The organism is Exiguobacterium sp. FD-YE-25-4, assembly GCF_057004685.1.
This window is the reverse complement of the sequence record NZ_CM168041.1, coordinates 10,001-30,000: the sequence shown is the minus strand read 5'-3', so window position 1 is coordinate 30,000 and position 20,000 is coordinate 10,001. Positions and strand designations below refer to the sequence as shown.

The following is a 20,000-nucleotide window of genomic DNA, read 5'->3' as shown; positions in this document are numbered from 1 at the left end:
CGGTGAAATCATAGTACCTGTGAAGATGCAGGTTACCCGCGACAGGACGGAAAGACCCCATGGAGCTTTACTACAGCCTGATATTGAGGCTTTGTACGCGATGTACAGGATAGGTGGGAGTTTGTGAAGCCGGAGCGCCAGCTTCGGTGGAGACACCCTTGGGATACCACCCTTTGCGTATAGAGTCTCTAACTCGCAGCCGTGATCCGGCTGGAGGACCGTGTCAGGTGGGTAGTTTGACTGGGGCGGTCGCCTCCTAAACAGTAACGGAGGCGCCCAAAGGTTCCCTCAGAATGGTTGGAAATCATTCGAAGAGTGCAAAGGCAGAAGGGAGCTTGACTGCGAGACCTACAAGTCGAGCAGGGACGAAAGTCGGGCTTAGTGATCCGGTGGTTCCGCATGGAAGGGCCATCGCTCAACGGATAAAAGCTACCCTGGGGATAACAGGCTGATCTCCCCCAAGAGTCCACATCGACGGGGAGGTTTGGCACCTCGATGTCGGCTCATCGCATCCTGGGGCTGGAGTAGGTCCCAAGGGTTGGGCTGTTCGCCCATTAAAGCGGTACGCGAGCTGGGTTCAGAACGTCGTGAGACAGTTCGGTCCCTATCCGTCGTGGGCGCAGGAAATTTGAGGAGAGCTGTCCTTAGTACGAGAGGACCGGGATGGACGCACCGCTGGTGTACCAGTTGTTCCGCCAGGAGCATCGCTGGGTAGCTACGTGCGGACGGGATAAGTGCTGAAAGCATCTAAGCATGAAGCCCCCTCCGAGATGAGATTTCCCTTTGAGCAATCAAGAAAGACCCCTCAGAGACGATGAGGTAGATAGGTCATGGGTGGAAGCACGGTGACGTGTGGAGCTGAATGATACTAATCGGTCGAGGCTTTGATCTAGTCTAATGGTTTGTATGAATTGATGAGTCTTCAGTTTTGAGAGAACGATCTCTCTTGTCTGGTGGCGATAGCGAAGCGGCCACACCCGTTCCCATGCCGAACACGGAAGTTAAGCGCTTCAGCGCCGAAAGTAGTTGGGGGTCTCCCCCTGTGAGGATAGGACGTTGCCAGGCCAACGCGAAGGACGATCAAGCATCCGCTTGGTCGTCTTTTTTTGTGGATTGCCATTAAATTTTCTATTCGTAAGCGACACATATAATCTAATTCCGAACATTAAAAGATGAAAGTGAATGGAATGAACACAATTCTGAACTTTCTGAACATCGTGAATTGAATTGCACTTTCGTCCTATACCTGTTACCATTACAGAAATATTTCGAAACAAAGATTCGGGTCCGATAGGGAAAGGGGCAATCGATTTTTATGTGGGAAAACAAGTTTGCAAAAGAAGGATTAACGTTTGATGACGTGTTACTCGTACCGCGCTTTTCAAATGTCTTGCCAAGAGATGTGAGTTTGAGCACTAAACTTTGTGAAGGTCTAGAGTTGAACGTACCAATCATCAGTGCAGGTATGGATACGGTCACAGAAGCACCGATGGCCATCGCCATGGCACGCCAAGGTGGTCTAGGAGTCATTCATAAAAACATGTCGATGGAGATGCAGGCAGAACACGTCGATCGCGTTAAACGCTCGGAGAACGGCGTCATCACGAACCCGTTCTATTTGACGCCTGAGCGTCAAGTGTACGATGCAGAGTACTTGATGAGTAAATACCGTATCTCAGGTGTTCCAATCGTTAATTCGGAAACAGAACGCAAATTGATCGGGATTTTAACAAACCGCGACCTTCGCTTCATTAAAGATTACTCGACAGTGATTGCGGATGTCATGACAACGGAAAACCTCGTCACCGCAAAAGTAGGGACGTCCCTTGAAGAAGCAGAACGCATTCTTCATCAACATCGGATTGAAAAATTACCGCTCGTTGATGATTCAGGTGTGTTAAAAGGTCTCATTACGACAAAAGATATTGAGAAAGTCGAACAGTTCCCGCACGCAGCGAAAGACAAACAAGGTCGCTTACTCGTTGCAGCCGCCGTCGGTGTCACGAAAGATGCCGCATCGCGTGCTCAAATCCTTGTCGATGCTGGTGTCGATGCTCTAGTGGTAGACACAGCTCACGGGCATTCAGCCGGCGTCATTGAGAAAGTAAAAGAGTTACGTGACATGTTCCCGACACTCCCGATTATTGCAGGGAATGTCGCGACAGCCGAAGCAACACGGGCTTTGATTGAAGCCGGTGCATCGGTCATCAAAGTCGGGATTGGCCCAGGGTCAATCTGTACGACACGAGTCGTAGCAGGTGTCGGCGTTCCACAAATCACAGCGGTATACGATTGTGTCACAGAAGCTAGAGAATATGGTGTCACAGTCATTGCCGATGGTGGAATCAAGTATTCAGGTGATATCGTGAAAGCAATTGCGGCTGGTGGTCATGCGGTAATGCTCGGTAGTCTTCTCGCTGGTGTGAAAGAGAGTCCAGGTGAGATGGAAATCTATCAAGGACGTCAGTTCAAAACATACCGTGGCATGGGTTCTGAAGCCTCGATGAAACGTGGAAGCCAAGATCGCTACTTCCAAGAAGCGGACAAGAAATTCGTGCCGGAAGGTATTGAAGGTCGTGTCGCTTATCGTGGCGAGTTGGCAGATACGGTGTATCAACTCATCGGTGGCCTTCGCTCAGGAATGGGTTATTGTGGGGCAGCTGACATTCGGGCGTTACGCGAAGATACGCAGTTTATCCGCATGACAGGGGCTGGCTTGCAAGAAAGCCATCCACATGATGTTCATATCACTAAAGAAGCTCCAAACTACTCACGTTAAACGAAAAGCCGTTGTCTCGATTCAGAGGCAACGGCTTTTTATTATTATTTTTTAACTTTGTTGACAAGAATGACTGTACCACCATCATCTTGCGCAGGCAAGCTGACCGTGACTTTGCCATCTCGTTTGACCACATAGTTTCGTCCACTATAGCGATCGACAAGTTTCGTCTTATACTTAAGGTTCGTTTGGAACGTAATCGTTCGCTTCGCCTCTGTCGTATTCAAGGCGACAAGGATCGAGTCCTTGCCGTGTTTTCGTTCAAAGACAGAATATCCCTTCGCAGACCCACCCGCAATAACGGCCCGTGTTCCTTTGCTAAATACTTTCGAATAGTCAGCACGAATATTGAGAAGCTTCTGGTAATGCGTGTGCATCACTTTGCCTTCTCCTTTGACTCGCTTCCAGTCGAAGTCATAACGGTTTTCATTGAACTCGCCTTTATCCATATCCAAGGCATGTTTTCCTGACTGACCGACCTCTTCACCATAGTAGATGACAGGTTGACCTTTCGCCGTCATTTGAAGCGAAGCGGCGACCATGTGTTTTCCTTCATCTCCTCCGGCACGTGATACGAGGAAACCATCTTCGTCATGACTACTGAGGAACTGTCCGAGCGTCGCTTCATTCGAGAGTTGTGTGTTGCGGTATTGGAGCGCGCTCTCGACGTCATCAATATTCCCGTTGATGAACCGCTCAGCTTGATATTTGAAGTCAAAGTCGAGTAGCGAATCCATTTGGCCGCTCTGTAAGTAACCGCCCGTGTTGTTTACACTCGCGCCGTAATGTTCTCCAATCATCTTGAAGTCTGGTTTAAGTGCCGTTAACTCGTTTTTGAACGACTTCCACGTTGTCGAATCGACGTGTTTGACTGTATCAACGCGGAAGTAGTCGATGGTGTTACCCTTTTTCGTCTTCGAGCGTTTAATCCAATCTGTCTGCCATTTGACGAGTTGTTCACGAACAGCTGCTTCCTCTGTTTTAAAGTCTGGCAGCCCAGAGAGTGACATTTTTAAATCATCCCCATCGACCGGGTTCGAACGAATCATTCCCTCGAACGCTTTACGTTCCTGATTTGTCGGGAAGTTTGTCGCACCCGTGTCCACAGCCCCTGGTTCCATGCCGTAGCCAGGGTGGTTCAGGACGACGTCGACCATAATCTTGATGCCTCGTGCGTTTGCTTCGTCGATGAGACGATGGAACGCCTTCATATCCCCAAGATGCTCATCGAGTTTTTCGAAGTTTTTCGCCCAATAGCCGTGGTAGCCGTACTGTGAGCCGTCTTTACCGTAACGAAGATCCCAATCAATGTTGTCGACGATCGGCGTGATCCAAATTGTATTGATACCTAACTTGTCCAAATAGTCGAGTTTTTTCGTGACGCCGGCAAAGTCGCCGCCGTGATACGACTCAAGATGGTCTTGGTCGTAGTATTCACCATTCGGGTTATTATTCGTTTTATCCCCGTCATAGAAGCGATCGGTCAGCATGAAGTAAATCCGTGCCTCATCCCAATCGAACTCTTGCTTGTCCTTCATCGAGACCGGTCGGACCGTCAACGATGTTTTCGTCTTATGAACGTTTCCGTATTGGTCAATCGCCGTAATCGTCAAATACTTATTGCCTGGTTTGACAGTATCTTTCACTGCAATCGTCTGTTTGTTCAGTGCCGGGTCTACCGCTAGCTTGGCTGGTCCACCGAGTGGACGGGCATCGATGTACATTTCTCGTAATTGGACACCTTTTGGCAACGTCGGTTTCACCTTGACGACCGCGTTTTCTCGAGAACTAATCGCTTTTGGAGCAACAGAAGCGGTCAATTTGACGTTGGGACGACGATATTCAACGCTCGACGCCTCAAAGTAAGGGTCTTTCACTTCAGTCGTGACACCGTCTTTCGTGACAAGGAATGTATAATCATGCTCCCCTTCCGGCAATTTTACCGTATGACGGAACCATTCGTTCTTCGCTTCGTAAGTCATCGGGTATGTCGTGCCATTGACTTTTAACGCGACGCTGTCGATTTCATCGAGTTGTCCTTCTTCATACAATGCTTTGTCACGGTAGAAGAACGTGACGGCACCATCTTCAAACACGGGCCCTTGAATCGTCGGTACTTGGTGGAACGTTCCTTTTCCGCTCTCGACGACGACCTTTGTGACTCGATCATTGCCGAGTTTCACATAACGGTCTTCCCCGTAACCATCCTTCACGACCCAATCCGTGCCTTTGCGGATGACAAAGCCTACGTTGGTCGCATCTTTTCCGACCGGGATACGGAAGACGGCACCTTCTTCAGTGATTTTGTATGGATCTACTTGGCCATCTTTGGCACCAGTACTCCACGTCCATAAATTCCAATCGGTATAATCGTTGTCGGCCCGGACGTACAACATCTCGATGTAGCGTTGTGTTTTCCATGGATCGGCGATTTCAGTGATGGTTTTAAATGACGTCGTCAATGCTGGTAACGTCGTGTTCGACAGGTTTCCTTTCACAGCGTCCGCGGGAAGGGTCGCGGTATATGTTTGATTCAAGCCGAGTGCTTCGGTCGGTGTGACGGTCACTGTCGATCCGCTCGCTTCAGCCGTGAACGGTACAGCTGTCTCCCCATTCATCAAGCTGATGTTCGAAGCGTCTAACGACACAGGCTCATTGAACGTCCAAATGATTGGGGATTTGATGTCCACTTGTTCCGATTGATTGGCCGGTGTGACTGCTGTCACTTCGAGTTGACTGACCGTCTCGACACCGCTCAACGTGAAGGCTGGGCTATATACCGATTGTGTCGACGGAGTAGCCGAAACGTTCCAACTATCGGCGACTTTGTTGGCCGAATTACTTGGAATCGTGTCGAACGCACCATGCTCGGTAGCGTTATTCCCGCTGAGTACCGTGAGGACCCGAACGGTATCCTCGTTGCTTAGGCCAAGCAGGGACAATGGGATTTTGCCTTCAAATCCTTTCGTGCGGTCAATAGCAAACGAGGCGCCGTTCAAGTTGCTTAAGTCTGCGAGTGGTGTGGATTTACCTGCTTCATACAGAGCAGCTTCTTTTACTGACGTGTCGCCATCGACGCGAAGTAAAATATGATACTGTGGTTTTTTATCGGTTTGGCTAAAGTTGAACGGATAGCCAAGCGGGTTTGTCGCTACGCCTGAATCTTGTTCATTGATTTGGAGGGCGATATTTATGTACTGACCATTGTCGCCCCAGTTCGGGACGTTGTTCGCATCCACATAAAAGTAAAGGTTACGTGCATCGTTCTGCAGATAGACGTCTCCTAAATCGAATCCTTGCCAACCCGCCTGTGGGGATGTAGCGAGCGCTGGCGTGTTCGTCCAATCTGTTTTTAAGCCATCAATTGAGATTGTGGCAGGTTCAGCCAAAGCGTTCATCGGGACGCCGGCTTGGATCAGGAGAACGGATGATAAAAGTAACGTGGTCGTCTGTCGTGCCGCTTTCTTCTTCATAAAGCACCTCTTTCATGGAATGTGTCGTCTACAGGGCAACGAATTTTCAAAATTGTGCAAACGGTTTCAGGAATAGTTTAGCTGAATATGTAAGCGCTCACAATATGTTTTTTGAAAAATAATAAAAACGCCTATCGGTTAGAGAGGCGTTTGCTTCACGAGGCGTCCTTTCACAATCAACCGTTCCGTCGCATCGAACGTACACGTGACGAGCGTAATCGTCGGTTCAGTTGTTGGTTCGAGTACATCAACTTGTGTCGGGGGGACAGTCTCTAGGGAAGTAATTTCGTACTGGAACGTGTGCTTCATGTCGGTTACATAGATGGACATGCCGATGTCGAGGGTATGGAGTGGCCCGAACAGTGCGGTCGGGCTTTGCGTATAGTGGCCGGCAAGTGCGTAGTTTCCGGTTCCCATGTGCTGGGACGGATCCATCGTTCCGGCACCGACAGCCAAGTTCTCGTTATCGAGACCATATAAAATGGGCAGTTCAAGGTTAACATCTGGAATGGAAATGAGACCCAGGGTCGGTAATTCGTGAAACCGATTGCGCACAGTCAATAGTTGTTCCCAGGATAATGGCTCGACGTTTGAAAACTCAAATTCGCCGGTTTCGGGCTGTTTCGGTTGAATCTCGGCGGTCACTTGTTGACTGTTCCACGTCGCGAGTTGGTCTTTCCACCACGATTCGGATAACAGGAGTGTACCGATTAATAAGAGGAGACCACCGACGAAATAGCGTGACCGTTTCATCAATCTCTTCCTTTCTCAATGTTCCAACACGACATGAGTGCACTGACGGCGGCAGGTAGTACTTCTTCAGATAAGGCGGCAAACCCGAATAAAAGCTGTGGGACCGTATCGCTCGAGTTGATGCGATAATCGGTCATCGCATTGATTCGAATACTCGCGGCTTCGGCCAGACGTTTTAATTCTTCGCTCGACTTTGTCGTTTGGACAGATAGCACAACATGAAGGCCTGCGCTCGCCCCTGTGATGGAGACAATCGGTTCATACGGTTTGAAAGCGGCGATGATGATTTCAAGTTTACGTCGATATGTTTTACGCATCCGGTTCAGATGTTTCTCAAAATCACCGGTCGCCATAAATTCGGCCAACGTGTGTTGCTCGAAGCGGGGCACGCTGCATGTGAAGTGACGATAACGTTCCCGGTAGCGATTCAACAGCGGAGGGGGGAGCACCATATAACCGATTCGCAATGAAGGCATTAGCGATTTCGAGAACGTGCTCAAATAGACGACCCGCTCGTTTTGATCCATGCTTTGCAAGGACGGGATGGGCTTACCGCTATAACGGAATTCGCTGTCATAATCGTCTTCGATCACATATGTTTGCCGCTCCGATGCCCAGTTGAGCAGACGTTGACGGCGGCTGACCGATAAAATCGTTCCGGTCGGGAATTGATGGGCCGGTGTCACATAAAGGGCATCGATGGCTGCTTGTTCCACCACATCGACACGGACGCCACTCTCATCGACAGGAATTGGAATGAACGTCCGTCGTTGATGGGCGAAAAGTTGGCGGGTGAGCGGATACCCCGGATCCTCAATGCCGAACGTCGTGGTATCCGGCAACAGTTCTAACAATTGGGGCAACAGCTGCTCGGTTCCCGATCCGACAACGATTTGCTCGGGAGAACAATGCACACCGCGCGAATGATAGAGATAGGTCGCAATCTCTTGACGAAGGACGAAATCGCCTTGTACAGAGCCAAGTGACAGCAAATCGTGATGTTCTTCCGAGACGACTTGTTTTAAGTGCCGGCGCCAACGTTCGAATGGGAAAGCGGTCGTGTCGATTTGACTCGGATACAAGTCGAACTCATATGTTTTTTTCACCGGGAGCGGTTCGATGACGCTACTGCCGCGCCGGACGTACAGTTCTTCTTGCGGTAACACGTAGAAGCCTTTGCGTGGCAACGACTCGATATATCCTTCCGCGAGCAGCTGGGCATAAGCCAGTTCGACTGTCGTTTGTGATACATCTAAAAACTCGCCTAACTTACGTTTGGACGGAAGTTTTGTCCCGGTGGTGAGGGTGTCATCGACGATGGCTTGTCGAATGTGCAAATAGAGTTGTTCATATAACGGGACGCTCGAGTCAGCCTCGAGCGAGAACGTGAGCATATCCATAGTTAATCCTTTCTAGTCAGCCAAAGAAAAAATAGAGCATGAATCCGATAACGAGTAGGAGCGAAAACACTCCGGCTTTCCCGAAAAAGCTTCGTCCATGCGCCTCGTCACGACTGTTCCATTGGTCCATTTCATCATCCCCCTTGTCCTTTACAACATTCGAGAATTAGGAAATGAAGTCCTTTGTTTAAACTGACCACTTCAGAAAATACAAAACTGGCACTTTCAATATAGTCAAATCAATTTATACTTGCAAGTAGACTAGCTTATTGGAGGGGATTCACTTGGAAAAGAGACAAGTAGGGACAGACAAAGTAAAACGCGGTATGGCCGAGATGCAAAAAGGTGGCGTCATCATGGACGTCATCAACGCGGAGCAAGCCAAAATTGCTGAGGCAGCAGGTGCAGTTGCCGTCATGGCACTCGAGCGCGTACCTTCAGACATTCGCAAAATGGGCGGCGTTGCTCGTATGGCCGATCCGACAATCATCGAAGACGTCATGGGTGCGGTATCGGTACCGGTCATGGCGAAGTGCCGGATCGGTCACATCGCTGAAGCCCGTGTCCTTGAATCAATGGGGGTTGATTTCATTGACGAGAGCGAAGTATTGACACCTGCTGACGAAGAGTTCCATCTCTACAAACGTGACTACAAAGCACCATTCGTCTGTGGCGCTCGTGACCTCGGTGAAGCATCACGCCGCATCGGGGAAGGTGCAGCAATGATTCGGACGAAAGGTGAACCGGGAACCGGCAATATCGTTGAAGCAGTTCGTCACATGCGTACCGTTCAAGCTCAAGTGAAACGCTTGCTCTCGATGAGCATCGATGAAGTGATGACGGAAGCGCGTGACCTGGGTGCCCCGTTTGAAGTACTCATGCAAATCCGTGAAGCAGGGCGCCTCCCGGTCGTCAACTTCGCAGCAGGCGGAATTGCGACACCAGCTGATGCGGCACTCATGATGCACCTCGGAGCGGACGGCGTCTTTGTCGGATCAGGAATCTTTAAAGCGGAGAACCCTGAGAAATTTGCCCGTGCCATCGTTGAAGCGACGACATACCATGATGACTATGAGCGCATCGCACACTTGTCGAAAGGACTCGGCGAAGCGATGAAAGGGCTCGACGTCCGCACGCTCAAACAAGAAGAACTCATGGCACCGCGAGGTTGGTAAGATGACCACGATTGGTGTACTCGGAATGCAAGGTGCGATTCGCGAACACGTCCATATGCTCGAAGCACTTGGTGCGAATACGCTCGTCGTCCGCTCGGTCGATGACTTAAATCGAATCGATGGACTCGTCTTGCCGGGTGGGGAGAGCACAGCGATGCGTCGCTTACTCGATCGGTACGAGTTGCTCGAGCCGTTACGTGAGAATGCGGAGTTGCCGATGTTTGGAACGTGCGCTGGTTTGATTTTGCTCGCGACCGAAGTTGAAGGATATGACGCGCACTTGCGTAAAATCCCGATGACGGTCAAACGAAATGCGTTCGGACGACAAGTTGATAGCTTTGAAGTCGATTTGACTGTCAATGGAATCGATGAAGCTGTCGAAGCAGTGTTCATTCGAGCGCCGCAAGTCGCATCGGTCGAAGCGAGCGTCGAGGTGCTCGCCGAGGTCGAAGAAGCGATTGTCGCGGTTCGGTATGACAAGTATATGGCCTGCTCGTTCCACCCGGAATTGACGGACGACTTGTCGATGCACCGCTATTTCTTGGACATGGTTGAAGCGACGAAGCGACAACTCGCCTGATTGAAAGGCTCTCTAGCAAATAGGGAGCCTTTTTCATGTGTTTTTTTGCTACACTGTAACGAGATACGTATAGAAAGGGGCAAGACCGTGAGACAAAGATGGATCGGATGGATGCTCGTTTGGGCAATCCTTTTAAATATGATCGTGCCGACGGATGCATCGGCGGCACCTAAAGTTGATGCGACCGGCGCGATGCTCGTGGACATGACGACGGGACAAATCCTGTTCTCACAAGAAGAGGACGCGATGCTTCCTCCGGCATCAATCACTAAGCTGATGACCGCTTTTCTCGTCCGAGAAGCCATCGAAGCGGGTGACCTCAGTTGGAGCCAAGAAGTGACCCCGAGCGACAAGGCGTTGGCGCTGACCCGAAAACCAGGATTGGCTCGGATTCCGCTCGTCAATAAACCGTACACGGTGAAAGAGCTATACGACGTGGCGTTGATTCGTTCCGCGAACGAGGCAGCGGTCACATTGGCCGAGGCCGTCTCTGGTTCGGAAGGGGTATTCGTAAAGAAAATGAACGAACGGGCGACCGAACTTGGTATGACCCAAACGACGTTCGCCAATGCATCGGGACTTGACTCTGTGTCAGCGGGACGTCCAGGGGAGAATTTGACATCGGCCAATGATTTGATGATGTTAGCTTTGGCGTATTTGACGAAGTTCCCGGAAGTGCTCGATGTGACGAAACAAGCGTATGTTGATATCGACGGAGTCCGATTTGAAGCGACGAACCGGATGCTCGCTGGTCGTGATTTAGCCTATCCGGGTATGCTTGGCTTTAAAACGGGCACGACTGACGATGCCGGTTACTGCTTCATCGGCGTGTCGACGCGAGATGGACGTACCGTGCTATCGGTCGTTCTCGGAGCGAAGACCGATCAAGGGCGCTATACTGCTACAAAGGCGCTTCACGACTACGCCTATGGCGATTTTGTCTTGACCCCGATTTTACGGACTGGTGAAATCGTCCCGGCGACGCTCCATGTCGCTGAAGGTACAGTCGAGTCAGCAAAAGTGCGCACGACGTCAGCCTTTGAAGTACTCGTCGAAAAAGGACAGGATGTACCTGAACCGACTTACGATCTTCCGGATACGAAAGCCCCAATTGCGGCCGATCAACAGGTCGGGACCGTCACCATCGAGCCTTCCGGAAGCGTCCGGTATCTAGATGGTGAACTTCCACCTAAAGGAACGCTCGTCGCGGCCGAACCGGTCGAGATGGCATCGTTTTTGACACGTATGACGCGTGCCTTCTCCGACTTTTTAGATGAGATTCGACTCGTGCTCGGAAAACTGAGTCTTGTCGATAGAGTTGAGATGTTGTAAAGTAAAACTAATTCAATGACAGATGCAATGATGGGGAAAAGTACGTTACGGTCATCTACTGACAGAGAGCTAGTGGTTGGTGCAAACTAGTGGGATGATGTAACCGAATCGGCCTCGGAGCATTGGCTTGGAAACAAGTCACGTTACGCACACGTTACGTGCATCGAGTGGCCCGATTTCGGGCAACGAGGGTGGCAACGCGGATCCAAGGTGGTTCGTCCCTTTCCTACGGGAAAGGGGCGTGCCACCTTTTTATGTGAAAAAAGGAGGAATAACGAATGTTAGACATTAAACGATTACGTTCAGATTTTGAAGAGATTAAAACGAAGCTAGCTCATCGCGGCGAGGATTTGAGTGCGCTTGACCGTTTCCCGGAGTTGGAAGAGAAACGCCGCAACTTGATCAATGAGGTTGAAGTGAAGAAAGCGAAACGAAATGAAGCGACGAAGCAAATTGCGGAATTAAAACGCAACAAACAAGATGCGGATGCACCGATTCTCGAGACACGTCGCCTCGGGGACGAAATCAAATTGCTCGATGAAGAGTTGCGTGAAGTCGAGGCCGAATTGAACTTGATTCTCCTCAGCATCCCGAACATCCCGCACGAATCAACGCCGATTGGAGAAACGGAAGATGATAACGTCACGATTCGCGAAGTCGGAACAAAACCGACGTTCGAATTCGAACTCAAACAGCATTGGGACGTCATGGAAGATTTGAAAATCGTCGATGTGGAACGAGCGGGTAAAGTGACAGGTAGCCGGTTTGTCTTTTATAAAGGTCTCGGCGCCCGTCTCGAACGTGCCCTCATCAACTTCATGATGGATATGCATGCCGATGAACATGGCTATTCTGAGGTGCTCCCTCCTTATATGGTCAACCGCGACGCGATGACCGGGACGGGACAACTTCCTAAATTTGAGGAAGACGCATTCAAAGTGGCGGATACGAACTATTTCCTCGTACCGACGGCAGAAGTTCCGGTAACGAACATGCACCGTGACGAGATTATCACGGAAGACCAACTTCCAATCACGTATACGGCGTATAGCGCTTGTTTCCGTTCAGAAGCGGGATCAGCCGGACGCGACACGCGTGGGCTCATTCGTCAGCATCAGTTCAACAAAGTCGAGCTCGTCCGGTTTGTGAAACCTGAAGAGTCTTATGAACAACTCGAACTCTTGACGGGCCACGCTGAAGAAGTGCTTAAGCGTCTCGGTCTCCCATATCAAGTGCTCAGCATGTGTACGGCCGATCTCGGCTTCACGGCTGCGAAGAAATATGACATCGAAGTGTGGATGCCGGCGCAAGGGATGTATCGTGAAATCTCATCTTGTTCGAACTTTGAAGACTTCCAAGCACGCCGGGCCGGAATCCGTTTCCGTCGCGAAGCGAACGCAAAACCGGAATTCGTCCACACGCTTAACGGTTCTGGCCTCGCAGTCGGACGGACCGTCGCTGCGATTTTAGAGAACTTCCAACAGGCAGACGGTTCAGTCGTCATTCCGGAAGTATTACGTCCATATATGGGCGGTATCGAGAAAATTGAAATGCCTCAGTAATGAACAAACCAGCCCGTCTGAAACGTATCGTTCAGGCGGGATTTTTTTTGGTTTTTTTTAATGTTTTTTCACAAAAGGGTTTGACATCTGTCTGCCAAGTTGGTACTATAAATCATGTCGAGCGAGATGTTTGCTCACCAATTGTATATGAGCTTTGGAGGTGTACCCAAGTGGTTTAAGGGAACGGTCTTGAAAACCGTCAGGGGTGTAATAGCCTGCGTGGGTTCGAATCCCACCACCTCCTCCATTTTTATTTTTGGAGGCTCAACAATTTCATACTTTTTTGGAGGTGTACCCAAGTGGTTTAAGGGAACGGTCTTGAAAACCGTCAGGGGTGTAATAGCCTGCGTGGGTTCGAATCCCACCACCTCCTCCACTTTCTTTTTTTTACACTTTTTTAAGCCTGGAGTTGTACCCAAGCCCGGCTGAAGGGGACGGACTCGAAATCCGTTAGGAGTCGTAAGGCTCGCGTGGGTTCGAATCCCACCAACTCCGCTTGTTTTGGCATCTGCATGGGCAGATGCGTTTTTTTATGGTCGTAGACTCCGGTCTGCGGCTTTTTTGTTTGTGGCAATCCGACGAAATCTGGCTAAGCCGCGCGTAAACCGGGAATCTACATAGAGTAGACTATAGTGGCGCGTAAGGAAGGAGATGAGCGTCATGGATTGGATTGAGATGTATATCGATGAGGTCGTGCGACACGTTCCACCGAAGCGGCGCGAGGAAGCGGCTGCCTCGGTTCGGCAATCGATTGAGGCGGCACTGCCCGACCAACCGTCTGAGGCAGACGTAAAACGGGTGTTAGCAGAGATTGGGCATCCAACCGTCGTTGCCGCACGTTATAAGGAAGGACAGTATGTCATCGGACCACGTTTTTTCCCAATGTATGTGACCGTAATTAAACTTGTCGTTCCAATCGTTTTAGCTGTCGTTTTCTTCGGTCTCGTGTTGTCTAGCATGCCGACGTTCTCAGGACCGCTTATGCCGACGATCGGCACATTTTTGACGAACATGTTCGATGCGCTGTGGGAGGTCGGGATTCAGCTCGTGTTTTGGATTACGCTCGTCTTCTTTTTGATTGAGCGCTATGCACCTGATGATGTACCGGCGCCAGATATGAAATGGGATGTGTCCAAGCTGAAAGAACGGGTGAAGGGCGGTCGAATCAGTAAATTTGACGCAGGGTTCGGGTTGTTTTGGACAGCCGTGTGGTTTGGCGTGTATATTAACGCCGAACAGTTACTAGGGATTTATGAATCTACGAACGCGGGGTTCACGATGATCACTCCCATCTTCAATCAAACGTTCCTGATGGATGTGATTTGGTTATTTGTGACCGTCATCTTGCTTCAAGTCGTGCTTGGGGTATGGAAATGGATGAACGGACATTGGACGTATGCGCTCGCTTCGTTTAATTTGATCTACAATATTGCCTCGGCAACGTTCATCATCTGGATGGCCAGTTCCCCACAGTTACTCGATCCACGATTTTTGAACTGGATCGAGACGAACGTTCCGAACGGTATGCTCTCGTTCGATTGGGTATTTGGATTGGTCGTCGCCATCACGATTTTGGCCGCAGTGTTTGATTCCATCGACGGTTTCCGAAAAGCTCGGAAGACGCCGACGTATCGAAAACCTCGTATCGCCCACACATAAAAAGAAGGTGCACCGCTCAAGCGAGCGGTGCACCTTCTTTACTTATCTGACTTTCGCTTCGCGAGCGATCGTCAATTGTTTCTCGATTTTCTCCAAGATGAGTTCAACCGAGTTAGGGTCATTGATCAAGTCATACTCTTCGATTGAGAGACGAAGTACAGGGCAAAGGTTGAAGTTGTTGATCCACTCCGTATAACGAGCGTACATCTCTTCCCAATATGTGATCGGTGTTTGTTGTTCCATCTCGCGCCCGCGCATTTGAATGCGGTCGAGTACTTGCTCGAATGAGCCTTCAAGATAAATGAGAAGGTCAGGGTGTGGGAAGAATGGTGTCAGTACCATCGCTTCAAACAAACTTGAGTACGTCTCGTAGTCGGTTGGAGACATCGTCCCTTTTTCATAGTGCATCTTGGCAAAGATGCCAGTATCTTCGTAAATCGAGCGGTCTTGGATAAAGCCGCCGCCGTATTGGAAGATTTTCTTCTGTTCTTTGAACCGTTCAGCCAAGAAATAGATTTGAAGGTGGAAACTCCAACGCTCAAAATCATGATAAAATTTATCGAGATAAGGGTTCGTGTCTACTTTCTCAAGTGAAGTGCGGAAGTTGAGGGCATCGGCAAGTGAGTTCGTGATCGTTGATTTACCGATTCCGACCATTCCACCGATCGTGATGATCGTATCGTTCGGAATGTTATATTTTTCATTCAGCGTCATTTGATTTTTGCTCCTTTAGTCAATTCTAATTCACGTTCGATCGTCGAGAGGACGTGCGTCAAATCATCCGGATTTTGGACGAAGTCGAGCTCATCTCCGCTAAACGAAAGAATCGTCACTTCGGGATGCGTCGCGCGGTATGATTCGATAAACGTTTCATAATCATGAGCGAGCTGTTCGAGGTAATCGCGAGACATGTTCTCTTCTACTTCACGTCCACGCAAGGCGACACGTTTCATTAACGTCTCGATGCTGGCGTGTAAGTAGATGACGACATCAGGTTTCGGCATATCGTGTGTCAAAATCTTATAGATTTGCTCATATTTGTTCAAATGAGCTGGTCTCAGGGAACGGTGAGCGAAAATTAAGTTCTTGAAAATATGATAGTCAGAAACGACGGATTGCTGTTGACTCAAGTGGTGTTTGTGGATATCGTCTAATTGCTTGAAGCGATTGCAAAGGAAGAACATCTCCGTTTGGAAGCTCCATTCGTCGATATCTTCATAAAACTTGCCGAGAAACGGATTCTCTTCTACAATTTCATTCAGCATCTGCATTGAAAAGTGCTGACTGATGATATGGGCCAGTGACGTTTTCCCGACACCAATCGGTCCCTCTACCGTTATAAACATATGATGTCATCCTCCATTATCCAAAGTGCAAGTTCCATTCTAGCATACAATGAAGTGGATAGGGCGAGCGAAATGATTTTCATTTTTTTTCATAATAAGTGATCAGAAACGGAGTGTGTATATGGAACGAGATGAACGATTTATGAGGCTTGCCATTGAAGAAGCAAAGAAGGCGGAAGCAATCGGCGAAGTCCCGATCGGATGCGTCATCGTTAAAGGTGATGAGGTGATTGCCGTCGGTCATAATCGTCGGGAAACCGACTTGTTGGCAGCGGCCCACGCCGAGATGATTGCGATTGAGCAGGCAAACCAGGCGCTCGGCAACTGGCGTTTAGAGGATTGCGAACTGTTCGTCACGTTAGAGCCGTGTCCGATGTGTGCGGGTGCCATCGTGCTGTCTCGTGTGAAGCGGGTCATCTTTGGTGCCCACGATCCGAAGGGTGGATGTTGCGGGACGCTCATGAACCTCGTCCAAGACGAACGCTTCAACCACCAAGCTGAAGTGACTGAAAATGTTTTAGCAGAAGAGTGTGGCGAGTTGCTGACAGTATTCTTCCGAAACCTTAGAGAACGGAAGAAGCAGGCGCGGCTTGAACAGAGAGGTTGCAACCCACCTGATTAAACAGTATAATGTAATAGCACTCAACGTAGTGCCTAACTTCATTTACCCATTTGCCGTGCTAGGCGGGGAGGTAGCGGTGCCCTGTAACTCGCAATCCGCTATAGCGAGACTGAATTCCGATTCGAGGGAGTGCATTGGTGTGGCCTGTCCTCGTGTAAGTGGCGTTGACGTCTGAGTCCTGCGCAACGGTCACCCATGAACCAGGTCAGGTCCGGAAGGAAGCAGCCTTAAGTGGTGACGTACCGTGTGCCGCAGGGGTGCTTGGGCCGAGCAAACTGCATGAGTAACGCACATTGACGTGCTTTCAGAAATCGGTGCGCGGCAGATTTATTTAATAACTTCAATCTACGGCCCCAGGGTTGTAGATTTTTTTGTATGATGAAATAGAGAATGTAAGGAAGAAAGGAGGCGGGGACATGGCGTATCAAGCGTTGTATCGGGTTTATCGTCCGCAGTCGTTCCAAGAGGTTGTCGGTCAAATTCATATCACACGTACGATTCAAAATGCGTTGCTTGAGGAACGAATGTCACATGCCTATTTGTTCTCGGGTCCACGAGGGACCGGGAAGACAAGTTTGGCGAAAATTATCGCGAAAGCCATCAACTGCGAGACAGCACCCACACGAGAACCGTGTAACACATGCCCGACTTGTATCGCAATCACGGAAGGGACGAGCCCGGACGTGTTTGAAATCGATGCGGCTTCAAATAATGGGGTCGACGAGATTCGAGAAATTCGGGATAAAGTCAAATATCCGCCTTCTCAAGCGCGCTTCAAAGTATATATCATTGATGAAGTGCATATGCTTTCGACTGGGGCGTTCAACGCCTTATTGAAAACGCTGGAAGAACCACCGGCGCATGCCATCTTTATTTTGGCGACGACAGAACCGCATAAAATTCCGGCAACTATCATCTCACGTTGCCAGCGCTTTGATGTGAAACGGCATGAAGTCGGTCAATTGCAGACACGTATGGCATATATCTTGAACGATCAAGATTATGACTATGATCCAGAGGCGCTCAAGCTGATTGCCCGTGCTGCCGACGGTGGGATGCGCGATGCACTCAGCCTGCTCGATCAAGCGCTCGCTTTTAGCGATGGCCGTTTGACCGAAGACGCTGTGCTAGAAGTGACCGGCGCGGTGACAGATGATGCTCTGCTCGATATGGCTTACGGCTTACAGCAAAAGCAACTTGATCAAATTTTGAGTACGTTGGAAACGATGCTGCGTGAAGGTAAGGATTTGAAGCGATTCATTGAAGATCTCGTATTCGTTCATCGTGACGCCTTACTATTAAAGGCCTCACCTCAAGCGGTCGATTTACTCGAACGCGCTCGTCCGACAGAGACGTTCCGACAATTTGTTGAAGCGACGTCGACAGATGAACTATTCCAAGTGATTGAAGAGTTGAATGATTGTCAGCAACAGATGCGATTATCGAATCATCCGAAAGTTTTGGTAGAACTAACGTTTATTCGTATCGCCGAACAAGGGCGGACGATGACAGAACAGATGAAACAACTTCAAGAGCAGGTCCGTGAACTGAGTCGCGAGTTGAGTGAGGTCAAAAAAACGGGAGTCCCTGCAGCGGAAGCAACAACAGAGAAACCTAAAGTTGCCAAGCGAACTCAAATTCGAGTCCCGAAAGAACGCATCCGTCAATTATTGCAACGAGCGGAACGACAGCATTTAAACGCAATACGTGATAGCTGGGAAGATATCATGGGGAATATCCGAACGCAGGATGGTCCAATTTTTGCACTATTCTATGAGAGTGAGGCTGTGCTTTGTGCTAGTGACACCTTACTGGTACAATTTAAAGATGGGATGACGTGGCACTACGAGCAAGTTAGCTCGAACGGTCGCACGCGAGACGTGATTGAACAAGCCTTGTTTGAAGTGACGGGAATTCGTCGAGAAATCATGGCCGTACTAGAGACCGATTGGGTTGAGTTGAAGAATGAGTTCATCCTTCGTAAACAAGCTGAACGTTCGGATCATAAAGAAGAGGAAGTGGTTGAAGAAGATCCACTTGTCTCGAAGGCCGTTGAACGTTTCGGTGACGTCGTTGAAATTGAAGAAGTTTAAAAGGAGGCGCTCTACATGCGTGGAATGGGAAACATGAACAATATGATGAAGCAAATGCAGAAAATGCAAAAAGATATGGCGAAAGCTCAAGAAGAATTGAAAGACTTGACTGTTGAAGGTACGGCAGGTGGCGGCATGGTAAAAGTTATCGTCAGTGGACATAAAGAAGTGCTAGATGTCATCATCGCTGAAGATGCTGTCGATCCAGATGACGTCGAAATGTTGCAAGATCTTGTTTTGGCAGCAGTTAACGACGGGATGAAGCAAGCTGACCAACTCGTTAATGACAAAATGGGACGTTTTACGCAAGGGATGAACCTTCCAGGCTTTTAAGTGAAGAAAGGAACGATGTGAGTTGCAATACCCTGAAGCGATCGGACGTTTGATTGAAAGCTTTACCAAATTGCCGGGCATTGGTCCGAAAACTGCCATACGTCTAGCATTCCACGTATTAGATATGGAAGAAGACGATGTGCTGACGTTCGCTAAGGCTCTTGTCAGCGCTAAGCGTGATATTAAATATTGTACGGTATGCGGGCACATTACAGATGTTGACCCATGCGCGATTTGTACGGATTCCCATCGCGACGAGACGGTGGTCTGTGTTGTTCAAGATTCTAGAGATGTGATTGCGATGGAGAAGATGCGAGAGTATCGTGGGAAGTACCATGTCTTGCATGGGGCGATTAGCCCAATGGAAGGGATTGGTCCTGAAGATATTAACGTGTCGAGCTTGTTAACGCGTCTTCAAGAAAATGAAGCGATTAGTGAAGTGATTTTGGCCACTAACCCGAACATCGAAGGGGAAGCGACTTCAATGTATCTGTCCCGACTCTTAAAACCGACTGGAATTCGTGTAACGCGTCTGGCGCACGGTTTACCTGTAGGCGGCGATCTAGAATATGCGGATGAAGTGACCTTATCAAGAGCGATGGAGGGTAGACGCGAACTATGAGATGGTTTCGCAAACCTCTCCGAGATGGATATGACCAACGATTTTTGTTAGAGCTGTTAGATGCTAAGGCGAAGTACGAATCGAAACGTCACATACTTGAAGTGAGTATCGAAGACACTGGGGAATTAGCAGCGCAAGTTAAACAAGCGGAAGCATTGTACTTCTTTTATTTAAAAGAGGCGAAGCAACGCAAAGTTTCACTTTCGAATTTAAGATCGTAAGGCGAGATATTCCATCTCGCCTTTTTATATGCCGAATGGTTAGGTCCATT

16 protein-coding genes, 3 tRNA genes, 2 rRNA genes, 1 other RNA gene and 1 other annotated feature (1 of these 23 cut by a window edge) are annotated in these 20,000 nt (G+C 49.3%); of the genes, 17 read left to right on the top strand and 5 right to left on the bottom strand.

Features of this window, described 5'->3' with window-relative positions; genetic code table 11:
* The 3 genes from AC13H5_RS00190 to guaB all read left to right on the top strand — a co-directional run.
* A 23S ribosomal RNA gene (locus AC13H5_RS00190) occupies nt 1-892 on the top strand; it begins 2,022 nt to the left of the window's first position.
* A 57-nt stretch (nt 893-949) separates the two neighbouring features.
* Nucleotides 950-1,065 (top strand): 5S ribosomal RNA (gene rrf, locus AC13H5_RS00185).
* 250 nt (nt 1,066-1,315) lie between these two features.
* A complete protein-coding gene (gene guaB / locus AC13H5_RS00180; protein WP_483546111.1) occupies nt 1,316-2,779 on the top strand; it encodes an IMP dehydrogenase in 1,464 nt (487 codons plus the stop codon).
* Between the two features lie 44 nt (nt 2,780-2,823).
* Here guaB and AC13H5_RS00175 read toward each other — a convergent pair whose 3' ends face one another.
* The 3 genes from AC13H5_RS00175 to pdxR all read right to left on the bottom strand — a co-directional run bounded on the left by AC13H5_RS00175 (nt 2,824) and on the right by pdxR (nt 8,405).
* Nucleotides 2,824-6,252, bottom strand: coding sequence for an alpha-amylase family glycosyl hydrolase (locus tag AC13H5_RS00175; RefSeq protein ID WP_483546110.1), 3,429 nt, complete (start codon nt 6,250-6,252; stop codon nt 2,824-2,826).
* A 138-nt stretch (nt 6,253-6,390) separates the two neighbouring features.
* Nucleotides 6,391-7,005, bottom strand: coding sequence for a class A sortase (locus tag AC13H5_RS00170; protein WP_483546109.1), 615 nt, complete (start codon nt 7,003-7,005; stop codon nt 6,391-6,393).
* Nucleotides 7,005-8,405 (bottom strand): MocR-like pyridoxine biosynthesis transcription factor PdxR, encoded by a 1,401-nt coding sequence (gene pdxR / locus AC13H5_RS00165; RefSeq protein ID WP_483546108.1) that lies wholly within the window; start codon nt 8,403-8,405, stop codon nt 7,005-7,007. Before pdxR ends, AC13H5_RS00170 begins: the two co-directional genes overlap by 1 nt.
* Nucleotides 8,406-8,689: 284 nt before the next feature.
* Here pdxR and pdxS point away from each other — a divergent pair, with 284 nt between their 5' ends.
* From pdxS to AC13H5_RS00125, 8 genes are all read left to right on the top strand, one after another.
* Nucleotides 8,690-9,580, top strand: coding sequence for a pyridoxal 5'-phosphate synthase lyase subunit PdxS (pdxS, locus tag AC13H5_RS00160; protein WP_021066746.1), 891 nt, complete (start codon nt 8,690-8,692; stop codon nt 9,578-9,580).
* Between the two features lies 1 nt (nt 9,581).
* A complete protein-coding gene (gene pdxT / locus AC13H5_RS00155) occupies nt 9,582-10,160 on the top strand; it encodes a pyridoxal 5'-phosphate synthase glutaminase subunit PdxT (protein WP_021066745.1) in 579 nt (192 codons plus the stop codon).
* Nucleotides 10,161-10,247: 87 nt separating this feature from the next.
* A complete protein-coding gene (locus AC13H5_RS00150; RefSeq protein WP_052013678.1) occupies nt 10,248-11,492 on the top strand; it encodes a D-alanyl-D-alanine carboxypeptidase family protein in 1,245 nt (414 codons plus the stop codon).
* Nucleotides 11,493-11,510: 18 nt separating this feature from the next.
* Nucleotides 11,511-11,718: a binding site (T-box leader), on the top strand.
* A 52-nt stretch (nt 11,719-11,770) separates the two neighbouring features.
* On the top strand, nt 11,771-13,054 hold the full coding sequence (gene serS / locus AC13H5_RS00145; RefSeq protein WP_029596449.1) for a serine--tRNA ligase: 1,284 nt from the start codon (nt 11,771-11,773) through the stop codon (nt 13,052-13,054).
* A gap of 156 nt (nt 13,055-13,210) precedes the next feature.
* A tRNA-Ser gene (locus AC13H5_RS00140) sits at nt 13,211-13,301 on the top strand.
* Nucleotides 13,302-13,339: 38 nt separating this feature from the next.
* Nucleotides 13,340-13,430 (top strand) — tRNA-Ser (locus AC13H5_RS00135).
* Nucleotides 13,431-13,459: 29 nt separating this feature from the next.
* Nucleotides 13,460-13,549 (top strand) — tRNA-Ser (locus tag AC13H5_RS00130).
* A 165-nt stretch (nt 13,550-13,714) separates the two neighbouring features.
* A complete protein-coding gene (locus AC13H5_RS00125) occupies nt 13,715-14,713 on the top strand; it encodes a hypothetical protein (RefSeq protein ID WP_483546107.1) in 999 nt (332 codons plus the stop codon).
* 42 nt (nt 14,714-14,755) lie between these two features.
* On the opposite strand, the gene AC13H5_RS00120 is transcribed toward AC13H5_RS00125, so the two are convergent.
* Together AC13H5_RS00120 and AC13H5_RS00115 are read right to left on the bottom strand one after the other, a co-directional pair.
* Nucleotides 14,756-15,427, bottom strand: a complete 672-nt coding sequence (locus AC13H5_RS00120; protein ID WP_021065290.1) for a deoxynucleoside kinase — start codon at nt 15,425-15,427, stop codon at nt 14,756-14,758.
* Nucleotides 15,424-16,059, bottom strand: a complete 636-nt coding sequence (locus AC13H5_RS00115) for a deoxynucleoside kinase (RefSeq protein WP_034781893.1) — start codon at nt 16,057-16,059, stop codon at nt 15,424-15,426. Before AC13H5_RS00115 ends, AC13H5_RS00120 begins: the two co-directional genes overlap by 4 nt.
* Before the next feature lie 121 nt (nt 16,060-16,180).
* On the opposite strand from AC13H5_RS00115, the gene tadA reads away from it, so the two are divergent.
* The 6 genes from tadA to AC13H5_RS00085 all read left to right on the top strand — a co-directional run bounded on the left by tadA (nt 16,181) and on the right by AC13H5_RS00085 (nt 19,950).
* The gene (tadA, locus tag AC13H5_RS00110; protein WP_214755137.1) at nt 16,181-16,681 is read left to right on the top strand and encodes a tRNA adenosine(34) deaminase TadA; all 501 of its coding nucleotides are present in this window, start codon (nt 16,181-16,183) and stop codon (nt 16,679-16,681) included.
* 53 nt (nt 16,682-16,734) lie between these two features.
* An RNA gene (gene ffs / locus AC13H5_RS00105) (signal recognition particle sRNA large type) lies at nt 16,735-17,003 on the top strand.
* 94 nt (nt 17,004-17,097) lie between these two features.
* Complete coding sequence (dnaX, locus tag AC13H5_RS00100; protein WP_034781888.1) at nt 17,098-18,774, top strand: DNA polymerase III subunit gamma/tau; 1,677 nt, start codon at nt 17,098-17,100, stop codon at nt 18,772-18,774.
* Between the two features lie 15 nt (nt 18,775-18,789).
* On the top strand, nt 18,790-19,107 hold the full coding sequence (locus AC13H5_RS00095) for a YbaB/EbfC family nucleoid-associated protein (protein WP_034781885.1): 318 nt from the start codon (nt 18,790-18,792) through the stop codon (nt 19,105-19,107).
* Nucleotides 19,108-19,129: 22 nt separating this feature from the next.
* Complete coding sequence (recR, locus tag AC13H5_RS00090) at nt 19,130-19,729, top strand: recombination mediator RecR (RefSeq protein ID WP_021065285.1); 600 nt, start codon at nt 19,130-19,132, stop codon at nt 19,727-19,729.
* Nucleotides 19,726-19,950 (top strand): YaaL family protein, encoded by a 225-nt coding sequence (locus tag AC13H5_RS00085; protein ID WP_034781883.1) that lies wholly within the window; start codon nt 19,726-19,728, stop codon nt 19,948-19,950. The genes recR and AC13H5_RS00085 overlap by 4 nt, the downstream gene beginning before the upstream one ends.
* Nucleotides 19,951-20,000: the final 50 nt, after the last annotated feature.